Source organism: Variovorax sp. OV084 (assembly GCF_900111625.1).
Taxonomy (GTDB): Bacteria; Pseudomonadota; Gammaproteobacteria; order Burkholderiales; family Burkholderiaceae_C; genus Variovorax.
The window spans coordinates 24,879-39,975 of record NZ_FOII01000028.1; the positions used below are offsets into that span (position 1 = coordinate 24,879).

Consider the following 15,097-nt stretch of genomic DNA (forward strand, 5'->3'; position numbering starts at 1 on the left):
CCAGGGCAGCACGTCGTTTTTTCAACGAGGAGCTAGACAATGCAACGAAAACTTATCGCCAGTATTGGCTTGTCACTGATCGCAGGCGGAGCATCTGCCCAGTCCGCAGTGACCATTTACGGCATCATGGATGCGGCCGTAGAACATGTGACCGACGTGGGCGCCGGGGGCGAAGGATTAACTCGCATGCCCAGTTTGACAGGCAGCGTTCCTTCAAGGCTGGGCTTTCGCGGAACCGAGGATCTCGGTGGAGGTTTAGGCGCTCTGTTTACTCTAGAAATGGGCATCGCACCCGATAGCGGGAGCATGAACCAAGGGGGGCGTTCCTTTGGTCGGCAGTCATTCGTCGGCCTCGCCGGGCCTTGGGGTTCGGTGACCCTGGGCCGGCAGTACACCATGCTGTTCTGGTCCATCCTGGACGCGGACATTCTTGGGCCCAACATTTACGGCTCTTCTTCCCTCGACAGCTACATTCCCAACGCCCGCGCCGATAATTCCATCGCGTATCGCGGCACCTTCAGCGGCTTTACGGTGGGTGCGACCTATAGCTTGGGGCGAGATACCGTCAACGCCGGCCCCAGCCCTTCGGGTAGCAATTGCGCCGGTGAAAGTGCCACCGACAAGCAGGCCTGTCGAGAGTGGTCCGCCCTCATAAAGTATGACGCCCCCATGTGGGGTGCCGCGTTGGCGGTAGACGAAATGCGTGGCGGCGCCGGCGCCTTTGCGGGCCTGGTCAGAAGTGCCCTGAAGGACACTCGCCTGTCGGCCAATGGCTACGCCAAGTTGGGAGCGTTCAAATTGGGCGCTGGCCTGATCCGCCGAGACAACGAAGCCAGCGTCGCCGCGCCGCGCAGCGACTTGGCCTACTTGGGAGTCGCGTACACCGTAACCCCGCAGCTGGTAGTGGATGGTGAATTCTTCCGGTTGAAGTTCAAGGGCAACTCCAACAAGTCGACGATGGTCGCCGTGCGCGCCACCTACAACTTTTCAAAGCGGACAGCGGTGTACGCGACTGCGGGCCGGATCAACAACGACGGAGCTTTGTCGCTGTCCGTCAGTAGCGGCCAGGCCGCCAGCAATCCAGTCGCGGGCGGCAGCCAAACCGCAATTGCGATGGGCGTCCGCCACAGCTTCTAGGAAAGGTCTGAACTCGTGAACCCGATGTCAGCTATGCATGTTCTGCCCCAACCAAATGCCCAAGCGGCAAAGTAGCAAGTAATGGCCAGGAGCGTGAAGTGTCAGCGATACTCGATTCCCTTCTCGACGACGAACGCCGCGCCCAGTGCTGCGTTAACGATCGAGCCATGGCCATGGGTTGGCCCATCATCGCCAGCCAAGTCACCATCCAACCCGTTCAGCGCAACAGCAGACTGCATCGCACCATCGACCGTGTGATCCAGACCAAGCCAGACGCGCCGGGCATGAGAGCCGCGCTGCTCACTTAGCTGTGCTGAATCGAGCAACTCTGAAGTTGTTGTACCGGTACGGCCCACAATCGGCTGGAGACTGTCCGGGAGGCAACCTGGATGCACTACCGCGCAGTCTTGCTCGACCTATGCCTGCCCATCATGGACGGGTTTGAGGCGGCTGCCGTGCTAAGGCAACGCGCGCGTTTAGAGCCGCCAATGAGGTCAAGTGCACTGGTCGCCCCGTACACCGGAGCCGCCAGGATTGTGAAGTTGACCCAATATGGATTTCCACTACGAATCAGCTTCGACGAAGCGTATGGCCGCATCGTCGATCACCTTGACCATCGGACTCACTCGAATCGGATTCGCGCACACGACAATGCCGGCGCACGATCTGCCCTGGAAATCACGAAAAGCTGGTCGAGCAGCGAGGGCAAAACCTGATCGACAGCGCTGCGATTCAGCAAGATGATTCGGGACCAGCGGCCAAGGCCCGGCAGCTTGCGGTACTTAAGCCGAACGCCGCGTCTTCGGTAAGTACGCGCCGCGGCGCACACGGGATTAACTTTTGCAGAACTCTCCACAGCAAAAGAGAGACGGCAGCTACGCCAGATGACCACTATGGCAGCGGCTGGCTGGGATCTTGCATGTGTTTGGGCAACTCTAAAGCGCGGAAAAATGGAAGTCGTCTCGATGTCAACGCAAGCCATGGCGCCGCAACAGCGCGGCGACTGGTGGCGTAGCTCCGTGAGCAAGATGATCCATAAGGTGGACATCGGCAAGCTTTCGGCGCGGGATTTCTCGGCGTGTATTTCGGCGCGCCGCGACGGGCAGATCAGTTGCGCGGATTTCCTTAGCGGACCGCATGAAGTTTCTTGTCCGGGCGATTCCTTCTCGGACGCCGGTCGTTCAGGCTACCTGGTCAGCTGGCAGCTGGAGGGAGATGCGTACCTCTCTCACGGGGATTCTCGCAGCGTGCTGTCGCCGGGGAGCCTGGCAATTGTGGACGGCAGAAGATCGATGCGCGTGCGCTTTCCAGGCCCCGTACACCGCATTGTCGCGAGCTTGCCGGCGCGCGCCATCGAGGAGCGGCTGCCTACGCTTTTGCGCTCGCACTCGCTGCTGCTACGGCCAGCCGAGCCTGTTGCCAGCATGTTGATCTCGTATCTCAAGGAGCTTTCCAACCAAGAGTCGGCAGTCACCTCGGACGAGATGGCACTGATGGCCGATAACGTCTGCAACCTGCTCAAGATAGCCGCAACGCGGGCAGGCATCGCGACGGCCGAGTCCAGGGAAATCCGCCAGCAGGCGATCGCGCACTACATCCGGCAGCAAGCGACCGATCCCGAATTGTCGCTACAACGTGTCGCCGAGCATCTTCACATCTCGCCCCGGCTCGTGCAAAAGATCTTGCACGAGATGGACACGAATTTTTCGACAGTGTTGATGGCAGCGCGGCTGCAAATGGCCGCCGAGAAGCTCATGCAGCTGTCTGACACGACGGTGGCCGAAATCGCCTATCGCAGCGGCTTCAATGACATCCCCCACTTCAATCATCTCTTCAAACGGCGATTCGGCCTGACTCCAAGCCAGTACCGGGCCACATCTGGCAAGGTCTCTTAGCAGCCAGTAGACCGCTCGTTCATAAGCGCGAGCAGCAAGCCATCTGGGCCCTGAAGCGCGTCCAAGACGCTGAAATGGTCCTGTCCCGCCACGGCAATAAGTCGACTTCGGTTACCGGCGCTGGCCCAGTGCTGGGCCATGGCTCGGCTTTGATCCTGAAACGCGGGGGTTTCGTCACCCCCCACCAAAAAATAGCCCTCCGGAAGCTCGTTCGATCTCACCCGGTACAGAGGCGAGCAATCGTGCGCGTCCAAATGGTCCAGCACCAGCTTTTGATTAAGTGAGGTGTTCACCAAGGGAACAAGGTCAAACAGACCGCTGATGCAGATGACGGCCGACACCTGCGATTGCCATGCCGAAGACGTGTTCGCGGCAAGCTCGATCGCAAGATGAGCGCCGGCTGAGTGCCCGCACAAGAACAGCGGCAGGCTCTTGTGGCGGTCAGCTAGCGTCGCGATGAGCACGGGAACCGCAGCACGCACCGCCTCGGTGATCTGCGGAATCCGGACTTCCGGAGACAGCGGATAGTTGACCATGGCCACATTGAAACCGGCATCGGCCAAGGGCGGAGCAAGAAAACGGAATTGCGCCTTGTCGCGCGAGTGCCAGTAACCGGCGTGAAAGTAGAAGGCCGTGCCGCGCGCCACACCGACGGCAGGGCAGAGATCAAGAGTTTGCCGCTCATGCGGTCCGTACCGGAGATCCAATTGCCAGCAATTCGATGTCAAGGCTTGGACGTTGAGTGCGTCGAACCGGGAAAACAGGGAAGCAAAACTGCCGCGGAACTGTCCGGATACATACTGGTACTCGGTGTCGCCAGCGTGGTTCGGTCCCTCAGTTTGCAGACTCATCGGGTGCTCCGGGGGCTTAGGGTGTGAGTCTGCCGCCATTGAGGTGTAACACCTGGCCGGTCATGTAGCCGGATGCCGGTCCGGCCAGAAAAAGAATGGGCCCGACCACGTCGGCGGGCGTCGCTACCCGTCCCAAAGGAACGGTTGCGACGTACTTCTCCGCCATAGCGTCGAACCAGCTTCGGTCCGCCTCGCCCTCGGCTTTTCCCGTGCCGCCGGCGAGAAAGTCGGTTTCCACTGCGCCCGGGGCGACGACATTGGCTCTCACGCGCGGCGCACATTCCATCGCAAGCGCCTTTGTGAGACTCACCAGACCGCCTTTGGACGATGCGTACGCCCCCATTCCCGGCATCACCTGATAGGCGAGGGAGGAGGCTACGGTGACGATTGCCGCTTGCTCACTCTTGCGCAGCATGGGCAGCAGTGCGTTGGCAAGCAAGTAGGCCGAGGTCATGTTCACAGCCATTAGATGGTTCCACTGATTCAGGGAAACCTCAGCGAGCGGGCGACGCGGCAAGATGGGATAGCCGCAAAGAAAAATGAACGAATCGACGCGGTCCCATTGTCTTGCGACATCGGCGACTGACGCTTCGATGGTGGCCGGGTCCGCAGCATCAAACCCGACATAGCGCGCCCCCTCGACTTTCGTGTCATCGCGAATGCTCTGCGGCAAATCCAGCACGATGACGTCAATGCCACTCGCCGCAGCTTGGGCGACCAACTCGCGCCCAATACCGCCGCAACCGCCGGCAACCACCATGCGCGAGGAACGAGCGGGTTCTAGACCATTTGCGTGGAGTGCCATTATTCCGCTCCTGGCAGATCGATGCCGTATTTGCCTGGACTGATGACGCCGTTGGGGTCCAGCGCCTGCTTGATGGCTTGGCATGCCCGCCGCAGGGAAGGCATCATCTGCTCCATGTGCAGATCTGCGTAGTCGGCCGGCGCACGGCCAACGCCGATGCCCCTTTTGGAGAATTCAAGTGTGAGTTCGCGATAGCAGGCATCCGCTCTTGTGTTCTCGCCCCGGTCATCCTTGTTCCAGACCAGGACGTGAAGACCGCGGGCGAAGCGTGCCGACGCCACGTGCATGACGATGTAGTCCATGCCATGCTTCTCATAAATCGAACGGCCCAATCGGTCGAGTTCCATCGCCTGGCTGCCCACCATGGGCGTGCCCGGAAGGAACCACGAGTTGCCGCTACCCGGACGCCACTGCAGCATGCCCAACTCGCCTGCGCTCGGCTCACCCGACATTGAATCGATCGCGATGCGAAGCGCTGGAATGTTCAATGCTTCATCATGCCCGATGTAGCGAGCCTTTCCGCTGCGCTCGAAGTGCCCGCGCACACGCGCGACCAGCGGCTCGATCGCCGCAGTTGACGCACCGTAGAACATGCCCGAGACCTGCCACGCGCCGAGCCCGTGCTTGCCTTGAAGTGCCTTGCGTGCGACGCCGGAGATGCTTTGTCTGCTGCCCTCCAGGTACTCCGGGTTGCGCTCGTCCGGCGCCATCGCATACAAGTCGTTGGCAATGCGAAAGAGCGACGGCACGAAGTTGGAGAGCTTCATCGGCCGGCACAACTCGATTATTTCCGCCAGATCTTCATCATCGGGGAACACGAAATGAAAGGACCGCGAGGCCGGCGGTCGCGGCATGAGCCACACGCCCACTCGCGTCACGATGCCGAAGTTCGATTGCGCGAACAGACCGTCCAAGGCCGGACCGAAGGAAAACTTCGACACGTGCCAGTTCACCAGCGATTCCGTGTCCAGGCTGCCGTCGCCGGTGCGGATCACCTCGCCGTTGCCGAGCACGACCTCCATGCCGCAGGTCATCCCGAAGTGATCGAAGTACGGCCCATAGCCGGCGCCTCGATCCATTGCGTTACCGACAATTCCGCCATGCGGCGGTCCCGAAGTGGCGGAGACCATCAGTTTGTCACCGCGGCGTCGGAGCTCGTCGCGCAGCATCTGGAAACTGACGCCAGGCTCTAGCTCCGCATAGCAGGTCTCTTCGTTGATCTCGCGGATGCGGTTCATACGGTAGCCGAGATCGACCACCACCTGTCCCGCACGTGCCGGGGCACGCGAACCCAGGCCGATGTTGTTACCCGTGCTGATCGGATAGAGCGCGACGCCAAACTCGTTGGCGGCTTTGACAATGGCAACCACCTGGGCCGTTGACTCAGGGAATAGAACAGCGGAAGGCGCTCTTGCCTGCCCGGGCAGGGTGTGCTCTCCGTAACGCACCAGTGTCTCGGGCCGCTGGTCGACCCATTGGTCACCCAAGTCGCTGCGGACCTGGGCCAGGAAGTTCTGTATGTTTTTCATGATTGGATTACTGCTGGAATGAGGGCCTACCAAACGCCCATGTCTTTCGACGTCTTGCCCGGAGAGAAGTGGATGGGTTGTTCAGATGACGAAGCGAGCGACTCATCCACCACCTCGTCAATTGCAATCTCCTCGAGGCTAGCGGTTCGCAATGACAGAGGCGCTGGCCCGCCATAAGCCCAGTCGAGCAACTCCACCGTGTGTACGATCGGCGTGGGGCTATGTAATCCAATCTGCGTGATGCAGCCGATGTTGCCAGCCGCCACGATCTGAGGGTGAGTGCTTGCCAAGTTTGCTGCCTTGCGCTGGCCAAGCTGCCTGGCGAGGTCGGGCTGGAGCATGTTGTAGGTTCCGGCGGAGCCACAACAGAAATGGGCCTCCGGCACATCGGAAACAAGATAGCCGGCCTTGAGTAAAAGCGCCCTTGGCGGCTGCGTTACCTTCTGCACATTTCGCAGAGAGCACGCATCGTGGTAGGTCACCCTATGGCGTCGGGGTGTCGTCGGGGCAGAGACTCCGATACGCATGAGCCACTCGCACACGTCGACCGCAATGGCGGCTACTCGGTGCGCGCCCTGCTCGAAGTCGGGATCGCCCTTCAACAGATGGCCGTAGTCCTTCACTGTGGTTCCACAGCCCGATGCATTGACGAGAATGGCGTCGAGCCCGCCTCGATCGAGTTCATTGAGCCAAGCGGCAACATTCGCCCTGGCGAAACTGCGAGCGGCTTCCTGGTTTCCCATGTGCAGGTTGAGGGAGCCGCAACAACCAGCAGCTTCTGGCATGACGACCTCGCAGCCGAAGCGAGTCAGCATGCGAATGGTGGCCGCATTGATGTGCGGCGCAATCTCGGGCTGGACGCATCCTTGAAGCAGTGCGACCCGCCATCGGCGAACGCCTACTGCCGGGTAGCTGCGTTGTCCGATGGCGTCTGCCGGATCGGATGATCTTGGGGGCGGCAGTAGCTCCAGCAGCGGCCGCACTGCCGGGGGCATCCAGCGGCCGAAACGCGCCGCGATCCGACCCAGGCTGAGCGCTGCCTTGAACAGGTTCCTGCGCGGGAGCACGAAGCCCAAGGCACTGCGTAGCAACCTCTCAGCCAAAGGGCGCCGGTACGTCTTTTCGATGTGCGCGCGTCCCACGTCGATTAGATGCATGTAATCCACCTTGACGGCACAGGTTCCCATGCAGGACATGCAGGACATGCAACGGTCAAGGTGCTTCACTGTCTTCGGCGATGGCGCCCCGCCAGATTCGAGCATCTCCTTGATCAGGTCGATACGGCCACGCGGACCGTCGTTCTCGTCGTGCAGCAGAACGTAGGTCGGGCAGCCGGATGTGCAAAAGCCAAAGTGCTGGCAACTCTGCAGGATGTCGGCGGCCTCCGCGATTTGCGGTTCGGCCAGCTGAGTTTGTGTGAAATGAGTCTTCATTGTCTGCCGCGTACGCGACGAATTCCGTCCGTCGCATCTGTGCTTCTCCCAAGCTTCGTGTGCTGCCCTGCCTGTGCTGTGGCTTGGGCAATGCCTCGGTGAGACTTTAAGAACTGCGCGGCCTACCCGCGTATGAGTGCCGTGCACGAATGTTGGAGAAATGCGCACGGCTACCCTGCCCCGTGTTGACCATCGCTAGATTAAATAGTCGCGATACGCGCCCGGGATGGTCCATTGCGGCATGTTGGGGTTTCAGCGACATCCCCGACTTCATGAAGGCTTCACGGCGGCTTTCGGCAGCACGCCATCCGGCTACCGCCGCATGCGGCGAGAAGCTGGTCGACGGGAATCAGGCTCGGCCGGCCCTACGGCACCGCCGTGGGACGCGCTAGGGTCAGAGGCCGGCGAGATTCAACAGGAACCCGGCTTAGAACGGGTGCATCCATTTTTTTTTCGACCGGGGGGACTGGAGGTCTTCAGGAATTCAATCCGGCCGGGCTTTTCATTGCGTCCCATCGGTGACGCCTTCTCCAAAACTGTTGCTCTCCCGCCGTAGATTCATGTCGCGTGAGTTGTACGACATTGCCGCGAGCGTGATCGCCCGCGCATTTCAGTCCTGAGGGGCCAGCTCAACGCGCAACCCTGCTAACACTGGCAGCAACACGATTTGGCAACTCAGGCGCGACACGCCTTCGCGGTAGTGGTCTGATTCGGACAGCAGATCAATTTCGTCCTCATCAGGGAGGCCAACCGGCGCGGAGCCTTCGCCGATGTACACATGGCAGGTGGCGCATGATTTCGCTCCGCCGCATGTAGCGGCCACGGGCAGCCCCTGGTTCTTGAGGGCATCCATGAGCGTGAGGCCCTCGGTACCTGCAAATTGGCTGACGCGACCTCTCCGATCGGTGACTTCGATGGCTATATCGACCATAAGGAACTCTCAAAATACTAAACAAAATTTACAGGACTGATTCGCTCACCGTCCGGCCCAATCGGACGTCGCGCAAACTGACAAGCGGGTCGCACAACAATGCGAAGGCGAACCTGCGCCTCTCAGCGATCATTTTTTTGGCCGCCGCAAAGTCAGCTGACGCGTTGACGCATTGAATCGCCGTGAGGCGATCGGCGTTCTGATAAATGACACTGAAGCGTCCACTCTGCGGATCGCCGCGCACCAGCTCGGTATCGCCTGACAAAGGCAATCCCGCCATCTGCAGCTTGATGTCGAACTGATCCGACCAGAACCACGGCACTTCGTCGCGTCCCGCAGGCTGACCCAGCATTGCAGCCGCCGCCCGCCGGGCTTGCAGTGTGGCGTGCTGCACCGACTCCAGCCGCAGCGGTGCAGCGAAGCCTTCGCACCGACTGACCGTGCAATCGCCGGCGGCGAACACATGCGGATCGGTGGTGCGTCCTTCGCGATCGACCACGATGCCGCGATCGACCGGCAGACGGCCACCCCGCGCCAGCGCGTCGCTGGCCTCGTTGCCGATGCTCACGAGCACCACATCGGCAGGAAGCCGCGTGCCATCCGAGAGGACCACGGAGTCGACGTGCTCATCACCCTCAACGCACGCCACGCTCGATTGCGTGAGCACGCGTACGCCGCGCCTTTCATGCTCGCGCTGCAGGTATCGGGCGATCACCGCAGAAAGCGAGCGCGACAACACCCTGTCCTGGCTCTCCAGCACGGTGACCTGGCAACCGGCCTGGCAGGCGGTTGCCGCGAACTCCATGCCCACATAGCCTCCACCAATGATGATGACCGATCGCCCTTCCACCAGCTTGGCGCGCAAGAGTTCCGCATCGTCGAGCGACTTGAGTTCGCAAACTCCTTCGAGTTCGGCGCCCGGGATCGTCAGGCGGCGCGCTTCACCGCCCGTGGCCAGCAGCAGCTTGTCGTAGGCGAGCGCCGCGCCGGTGTTCAGGTGCACGCAGCGTTGCGCGCGATCGATGGCGGTGACCTCGGTGCCCAGCTGCAGTTCGATGTTCTCTTCGGCGTACGACTTGGCGGGACGAAGCCAGAGCCTGTCGCGTGCCGGTTCGCCTTGGAGGAAGGCCTTGGACAGAGGCGGACGCTCGTAGGGCGGCCAGGTCTCGCGCCCGACCACCACGAGGCGCCCTTCGTAGCCGCCGTCGCGCAGCGCGAACGCGGCTTCGGCACCCGCCAGGCCTGCGCCCACGATGACGATGGTGGATCCGGTAGTCATGGCTGTGCCGTCCCTTCGCTCACAGCGGCACGGCCAGCATGTTGTCGATGCTGAAGGAGTCAACGATCACCAGCCGCTTGCGCAACTTGAGCTGCCCGTCGATCTCGATCATCGTGTCCTCGTAGCAGCCGACGATATAGATAGAAGAATTTCCTTCCAGGTCGCTCTGCATGACCAGCAGGTTGGCGCTGGCGGTGATCGTGCCGTCGGATTCCTCATTGGCTCTCACGTTGGTGATGTAGTGCCGCAAATACATCTGTCGGTACGTCAGCGTCTCCTTGATGAGCATCGACACGCGGTCCTTGACCATGCCCGATGTGTAGCAGCCCATCAGTGGCGCAGGCAGGCCAGCATCATGGTTTTCGCGCGAGACCACGCGGTAGTCGCAGGCGTCGGCGGCAAAAGACTCAGGCCACTCGGCGAAGCGGCGATGGTTCAAGGCATCCGCGTAGTCGAAGTTGAAGCGCTCGACGCGCTGTTGAAGTGACACAGTCATCAGGCGGACTCCTCGTCGCGATTCATGTTGCCTGCCGGCGCGAAGCCCATCATGCGGTGGTAGTACTGCCAGAAGCCGCGTATCGAGATTTCCTGCGACAGGTAGTCGGTGTCGTGCGGCTTTCCAACACCACCCATCTCGAGCACCGAGTGGTCGCCACGGCGTGCCTTGACGCCTTCCTGCACCAGACGCAGCGCCTCGCCGTCTTCCATCGAGATGAAGCCAGAGGGTCCGATGAGGTTGACCGCGAGCAAGCGGTTATGCAGCTGTTCCGGCGTGTCGCCTTCGAAGCCCAGGTAGGTGATGTGCAGTTCGACCGCGTCAGGCCCTTTGGGCCGCAGGTGGCGCACGGCGTAGGTGTTGTCGACCTGCGCCACGATCAGGGTCGGGAACATGGACAGGATCGTCGTCTTGTAGCCGTCGCCCAGGTCCAGCGGGATCTTCAGCAGCGAAGGGTCATGCATTTCCAGGTCGGGCATGAGCTTGCCTGTGTCCGCGTAGGCGCCGGACAGCTTGCCCAGGTTCGCGTTGTCGTTGTCCCCCATGATTGAATGGTTCCAGGTGTTCTTTCCATCCTTGTCGAGCTTGATGCCGCCCTGCATGGCCGGCGTCTGGATGCCGAACGACACCTGGAACAGGTGCAGCAAAGAGGCGTGGTACGGATCGCGAACGTTTTCGTTGTAGAGCTTCCAGTTCCCGGGAATCTTCTGGCGCAGGTAGCCGATGACCTTGGGCTTGCGCTGGACAAGCAGGCGATCGATCTGCGCCACGCTGTGCTGGCCGAGGTAGTCCTCGAGGGGTTCGGTCGTGTCGCAATACGTGCCGAAGATCAGCCCGCCGCGCGTGGCCACGCGCAGCGTACGCAGGCCATGGTCCTTTTTTTCGAAGCACGGAGGCATGCCGCCCTTGCCGTTGTGGCCCTTCTCCAGCGGCACGCCCGTGAGCTCGCCCGCGAGGTTGTAGGTCCACAGGTGGTAGGGGCAGGTGTGGCGCTTGGCGTTGCCGCGCAGCTTGTCGACGATGCGCGCGCCGCGATGGGCGCAGCTGTTCTCGAACGCGTTGACGGAGCCGTCCTTGGCGCGCGTGACCACGATCTGGGTATCGCCGATCCAGGTGGTCTGGTAGTCGCCCCACGCCGGGATCTCGCACTCCATGCCGAGGTAGTTCCAGACCTCGCCGCGGAAGAGCTTGTCCATTTCCAGCCGGTAGATCTGCGGGTCGGTGAACACGTCGTAGGGCACGCGCGAGAAGTCCGCAGCGGGCCAAGTCATCGGCTTTTCGACGGTCGGCGTCGATGCCGGATTGCTGTTAGTCATGCCTTGTCTTCCTTTGATTGAGTTCAGTCGGTGGTCAGACACCGAGGTAGCGGTGCCAGAGCGCTCGGTCTTGCGCCAGCGCACGGGAGTCGCCTTCCCAGGCAACGCGGCCGCGCTCGAGGATCGTGTGGCGGTCGACCAGTTCGATGAGCCGCTCGACGTACTTGTCGATCACCAGAATGCCGAGCCCCGTCTCTCGCAGCAGTGCGAGGCTGCGCCAAATCTCGGCGCGCACCAGCGGCGCGAGTCCCTCGGTGGCCTCGTCGAGAATCAGCAGCCGCGGGTTGGTCATCAGTGCGCGGCCGATGGCCAGCATCTGCTGCTCGCCGCCGGAGAGCTGGTTGCCCATGTTGGCGGCCCGTTCGCCCAGGCGCGGGAACAGCGCCAGCACGCGATCGAAGGTCCAATGGCCGTCGCCCGACCGGGTGGCGGCAAACGCCGTGAGGTTCTCGCGCACGCTCAGGTTGGGAAAGATCTGCCGGCCTTCGGGCACGACCGCGATGCCCAGCCGCGCGATCTCGCTCGTCGACAGGCCGTCGATGCGCTGGCCGAGGAAGCGGATCTCGCCGCGCCGGGGCGGCGTCAGCCCCATGATCGAACGCACCAGCGTGGTCTTGCCCATGCCGTTCCTGCCGAGCAAGGCGTGCGCGCTGCCCGACTGGATCTGCAGGCGAACCTGCGACAGCACTTGGCTTTCCCCATAGGCGGCGTCGATCTCGATGATGTCCAGCAGAGCGCTCACGCGATGTCCTCCCCACCCAGATAGGCTTGCACGACATCCGGGTTGGAGCGGATCTCCTGCGGTGTTCCCGTCGCAATGACGTTTCCGTAGACGAGCACGGAGATGCGGTCCGCCAGGCGGAACACGGCGTCCATGTCGTGCTCGACGAGCAGAACAGTGACCTGCCCACGCAGGCGTTCGATCATCTCGACCATGCGGCTCGATTCCTGCGGCCCCATGCCGGCCATCGGCTCGTCGAGCAGCAACATGCTCGGCGAGGTGGCCAACGCGATGCCGACTTCCAGCAGGCGTTGGTCGCCGTAAGACAGGCTTGCAGCAGAAAGCAGGGCGTGGTCGGTCAACCCCAGCCGGTCAAGCACGGCCGCTGCTTCGTCGCGCAGCGCGGTGTCGCGCGCGACCGGGCGCCAGAATGAAAAGCTATGCCCGAGCCGCGCCTGCACGGCGAGCGCGATGTTGTCCAGCACGCTCAGTTGGCGGAATACGTTGGTGATCTGGTAGGAGCGCGCAATGCCGCGCCGCACGCGCGCACTGGCAGGCAAGGCTGTCACGTCGTGCGCATCCAGGGTGATCGTGCCCGCATCGGACGCCAGCGTGCCTGCGATCTGGTGGATCAGCGTGGTCTTGCCGGCCCCGTTCGGTCCGATCAAGGCATGCACTTCGTCGCGCCGCACCTGCAGGTGCAGGTCGTCGGTCACGCGCAGCGCGCCGAACTGCTTGTGCAGCCCCTGGATTTCCAGCAGCGGCCTAGACATGCTGCGGCTCCTTGCGCGCACTGCCGGGCAGCTTCCAGCCAGCCACGCGTGCAAGCACCAGCGCCAGCAGCAGGATACCCAGCGGCAACTGCCAGCGCTCGGTGTAGTGCGACAGCACTTCCTCGAGGCCAAGGAAGACGGCGGCACCGACGACACCGGCCCACGGGCGGCCGAGGCCCCCGATGATCACCATGACCATCAACATGCCCGACTGCGACCAGTGCATCACCGACGGGCTGACGAAGCGGTTGAGCTCGACGTTGAGCACGCCCGCCAGGCCGCACAACACCGCCGCGATCACAAAGGCCACCAGCTTATAGCGGTAGACCGGGAACCCGATGGTGCTCATGCGGGCTTCGTTTTCTCGCACGCCGATCAGGACGCTGCCGAAACGCGAAGGAATCAGGCGGTGCACCAGAAGCAGCGCGAGGGCCAGCAGCACCAGGGCGAGGTAGTAGAAGCCCATGTCGCCACCTGTTGGCCACCAGGCTTCCCAGCCAAAGCTGGAGCGCCGGGCCATCGAGAGGCCGTCGTCGCCGCCGTAGCTGCGCAGCGAGACGAAGGCGTAATAGAACATCTGCGCCAGCGCCAGCGTGATCATGAGGAAGTGAACACCCTGGGTGCGCAGGCTGATGGCGCCCATGACGGCGCCCATCAGTGCAACGACAGACAGCGCGAGAGGCCACGCCACCCATGCGCTGCCCACGCCATGCTGTGCGGCGATCGCCACCACATAGCCGCCGATGCCGAGGAAGGCGGCATGGCCGAAGCTGACCATGCCGCCATACCCGAGCAACAGGTTCAGGCTGGTGGCAGCCAGCGCGTAGATCATGACGCGCGTCAACAGGCCCAGGTAGAACTCCTGCCCTGCTGCGGCGAGCACCACAGGCAACGCGGCAAGGCCGAGTCCCACCAGCAAGGTCGCAATGACTCCGCGCTTCATGACGACGCACTCCCCAGTTCGGTACTTGCGAGCACGGGCGAGCGACGCACGCGCAGCCATTTCGGCCAAAGGCCCGTGGCGCCGGGCGAGAACAGGCCCATCGGCCGGAACGCCAGTACAACGATCATCAACAGGTAGACCGACATCGACGCGAGCGCGGGCCCAAGATCGGAGACGATCGCCTGTGGGAGCACCACGCCCAGAAGGCCGGGCAACCAAGCGCGTCCCAGCGAGTCGACCATGCCCACCAGCAGCGCGGCGATGAACGCGCCACGGACCGAGCCGACGCCGCCCACGACCACGACGACGAAGGCAAGAATCAGCACTTCCTCACCCATGCCGACCTGCACCGACATCAGCGGTGCCAGCGCCGCGCCCGCCAGCCCGGACAAGGCCGCGCCGAGAGCGAATATCGCGGTGAACAACCACCGCACGTTCACGCCCATCATCTGCACCATCTCGCGATTCGAGGCTCCGGCCCGCACCCACATGCCGACCCGGGTGCGCGCGACCATCCAGTACAGCAGCAGCGCCACGACCACGCCGGCGACGATGAGCGCAAGCCTGTAGGCCGAGTAACGCAGATCGCCCACGATGGGCACCGAGCCCGACAACGCGGCCGGCATGTCGTAGGGCAACGGCTGCACGCCCCACACGATGCGAACGGACTCGTTGAAGATCAGGATCAACGCGAAGGTCGCCAGCACCTGCGTCAGGTGATCCTGGCGGTACAGCCGCCGGATCAACACGATCTCCAGCACCGTGCCGAAGGCCCCCATGAACAGCAGCGCACCGATGAGGCCCATGACGTACGACCCGCTGTATGTGGTCAGAGCGGCAGCCGCATACGCACCTAGCATGTACAGCGAACCGTGCGCGAGGTTGACCAGGTTCATGATCCCGAACACCAGGGTCAGGCCTGCGGCGAAGAGGAACAGCATGAGGCTGTACTGCAACCCGTTGAGGAGTTGTTCGATCCAAAGCATGG

At 62.5% G+C, this 15,097-nt stretch carries 15 protein-coding genes; 2 read left to right on the plus strand and 13 right to left on the minus strand.

Features of this window, described 5'->3' with window-relative positions; all coding sequences use genetic code 11:
- Window positions 1–39 precede the first annotated feature (39 nt).
- A complete protein-coding gene (locus tag BMW87_RS32380; protein ID WP_093082199.1) occupies window positions 40–1,137 on the plus strand; it encodes a porin in 1,098 nt (365 codons plus the stop codon).
- 101 nt (window positions 1,138–1,238) lie between these two features.
- On the opposite strand, the gene BMW87_RS34890 is transcribed toward BMW87_RS32380, so the two are convergent.
- Complete coding sequence (locus tag BMW87_RS34890) at window positions 1,239–1,463, minus strand: hypothetical protein (RefSeq protein ID WP_143062645.1); 225 nt, start codon at window positions 1,461–1,463, stop codon at window positions 1,239–1,241.
- 624 nt (window positions 1,464–2,087) lie between these two features.
- On the opposite strand from BMW87_RS34890, the gene BMW87_RS32390 reads away from it, so the two are divergent.
- Window positions 2,088–3,032, plus strand: coding sequence for an AraC family transcriptional regulator (locus BMW87_RS32390; protein ID WP_177192898.1), 945 nt, complete (start codon window positions 2,088–2,090; stop codon window positions 3,030–3,032).
- Here BMW87_RS32390 and BMW87_RS32395 read toward each other — a convergent pair.
- The 12 genes from BMW87_RS32395 to BMW87_RS32450 all read right to left on the minus strand — a co-directional run bounded on the left by BMW87_RS32395 (window position 3,029) and on the right by BMW87_RS32450 (window position 15,095).
- A complete protein-coding gene (locus BMW87_RS32395) occupies window positions 3,029–3,883 on the minus strand; it encodes an alpha/beta hydrolase (RefSeq protein WP_177192899.1) in 855 nt (284 codons plus the stop codon). The two genes, BMW87_RS32390 and BMW87_RS32395, sit on opposite strands and share 4 nt — an antisense overlap.
- Before the next feature lie 16 nt (window positions 3,884–3,899).
- Window positions 3,900–4,688, minus strand: coding sequence for an SDR family NAD(P)-dependent oxidoreductase (locus BMW87_RS32400; RefSeq protein ID WP_177192900.1), 789 nt, complete (start codon window positions 4,686–4,688; stop codon window positions 3,900–3,902).
- The gene (locus BMW87_RS32405; protein ID WP_177192901.1) at window positions 4,688–6,217 is read right to left on the minus strand and encodes an FAD-binding oxidoreductase; all 1,530 of its coding nucleotides are present in this window, start codon (window positions 6,215–6,217) and stop codon (window positions 4,688–4,690) included. Before BMW87_RS32405 ends, BMW87_RS32400 begins: the two co-directional genes overlap by 1 nt.
- Window positions 6,218–6,243: 26 nt before the next feature.
- Window positions 6,244–7,650: a glycolate oxidase subunit GlcF gene (glcF, locus tag BMW87_RS32410; protein ID WP_093082212.1), complete on the minus strand. Its 1,407-nt coding sequence runs from the start codon at window positions 7,648–7,650 to the stop codon at window positions 6,244–6,246.
- Between the two features lie 610 nt (window positions 7,651–8,260).
- Window positions 8,261–8,581 (minus strand): 2Fe-2S iron-sulfur cluster-binding protein, encoded by a 321-nt coding sequence (locus BMW87_RS32415; RefSeq protein WP_093082214.1) that lies wholly within the window; start codon window positions 8,579–8,581, stop codon window positions 8,261–8,263.
- Between the two features lie 28 nt (window positions 8,582–8,609).
- Window positions 8,610–9,860: an NAD(P)/FAD-dependent oxidoreductase gene (locus BMW87_RS32420; RefSeq protein WP_093082217.1), complete on the minus strand. Its 1,251-nt coding sequence runs from the start codon at window positions 9,858–9,860 to the stop codon at window positions 8,610–8,612.
- A 19-nt stretch (window positions 9,861–9,879) separates the two neighbouring features.
- A complete protein-coding gene (locus tag BMW87_RS32425; RefSeq protein WP_093082220.1) occupies window positions 9,880–10,356 on the minus strand; it encodes an aromatic-ring-hydroxylating dioxygenase subunit beta in 477 nt (158 codons plus the stop codon).
- Window positions 10,356–11,672 (minus strand): aromatic ring-hydroxylating dioxygenase subunit alpha, encoded by a 1,317-nt coding sequence (locus BMW87_RS32430; RefSeq protein ID WP_093082222.1) that lies wholly within the window; start codon window positions 11,670–11,672, stop codon window positions 10,356–10,358. Before BMW87_RS32430 ends, BMW87_RS32425 begins: the two co-directional genes overlap by 1 nt.
- A gap of 34 nt (window positions 11,673–11,706) precedes the next feature.
- Entirely contained in the window at window positions 11,707–12,414 is a 708-nt protein-coding gene (locus BMW87_RS32435; RefSeq protein ID WP_093082225.1) for an ABC transporter ATP-binding protein, read from the minus strand.
- A complete protein-coding gene (locus BMW87_RS32440) occupies window positions 12,411–13,166 on the minus strand; it encodes an ABC transporter ATP-binding protein (RefSeq protein WP_093082227.1) in 756 nt (251 codons plus the stop codon). Before BMW87_RS32440 ends, BMW87_RS32435 begins: the two co-directional genes overlap by 4 nt.
- On the minus strand, window positions 13,159–14,109 hold the full coding sequence (locus BMW87_RS32445) for a branched-chain amino acid ABC transporter permease (RefSeq protein ID WP_093082230.1): 951 nt from the start codon (window positions 14,107–14,109) through the stop codon (window positions 13,159–13,161). The genes BMW87_RS32440 and BMW87_RS32445 overlap by 8 nt, the downstream gene beginning before the upstream one ends.
- Window positions 14,106–15,095: a branched-chain amino acid ABC transporter permease gene (locus BMW87_RS32450; RefSeq protein ID WP_093082232.1), complete on the minus strand. Its 990-nt coding sequence runs from the start codon at window positions 15,093–15,095 to the stop codon at window positions 14,106–14,108. The genes BMW87_RS32445 and BMW87_RS32450 overlap by 4 nt, the downstream gene beginning before the upstream one ends.
- Between the last annotated feature and the right edge of the window lie 2 nt (window positions 15,096–15,097).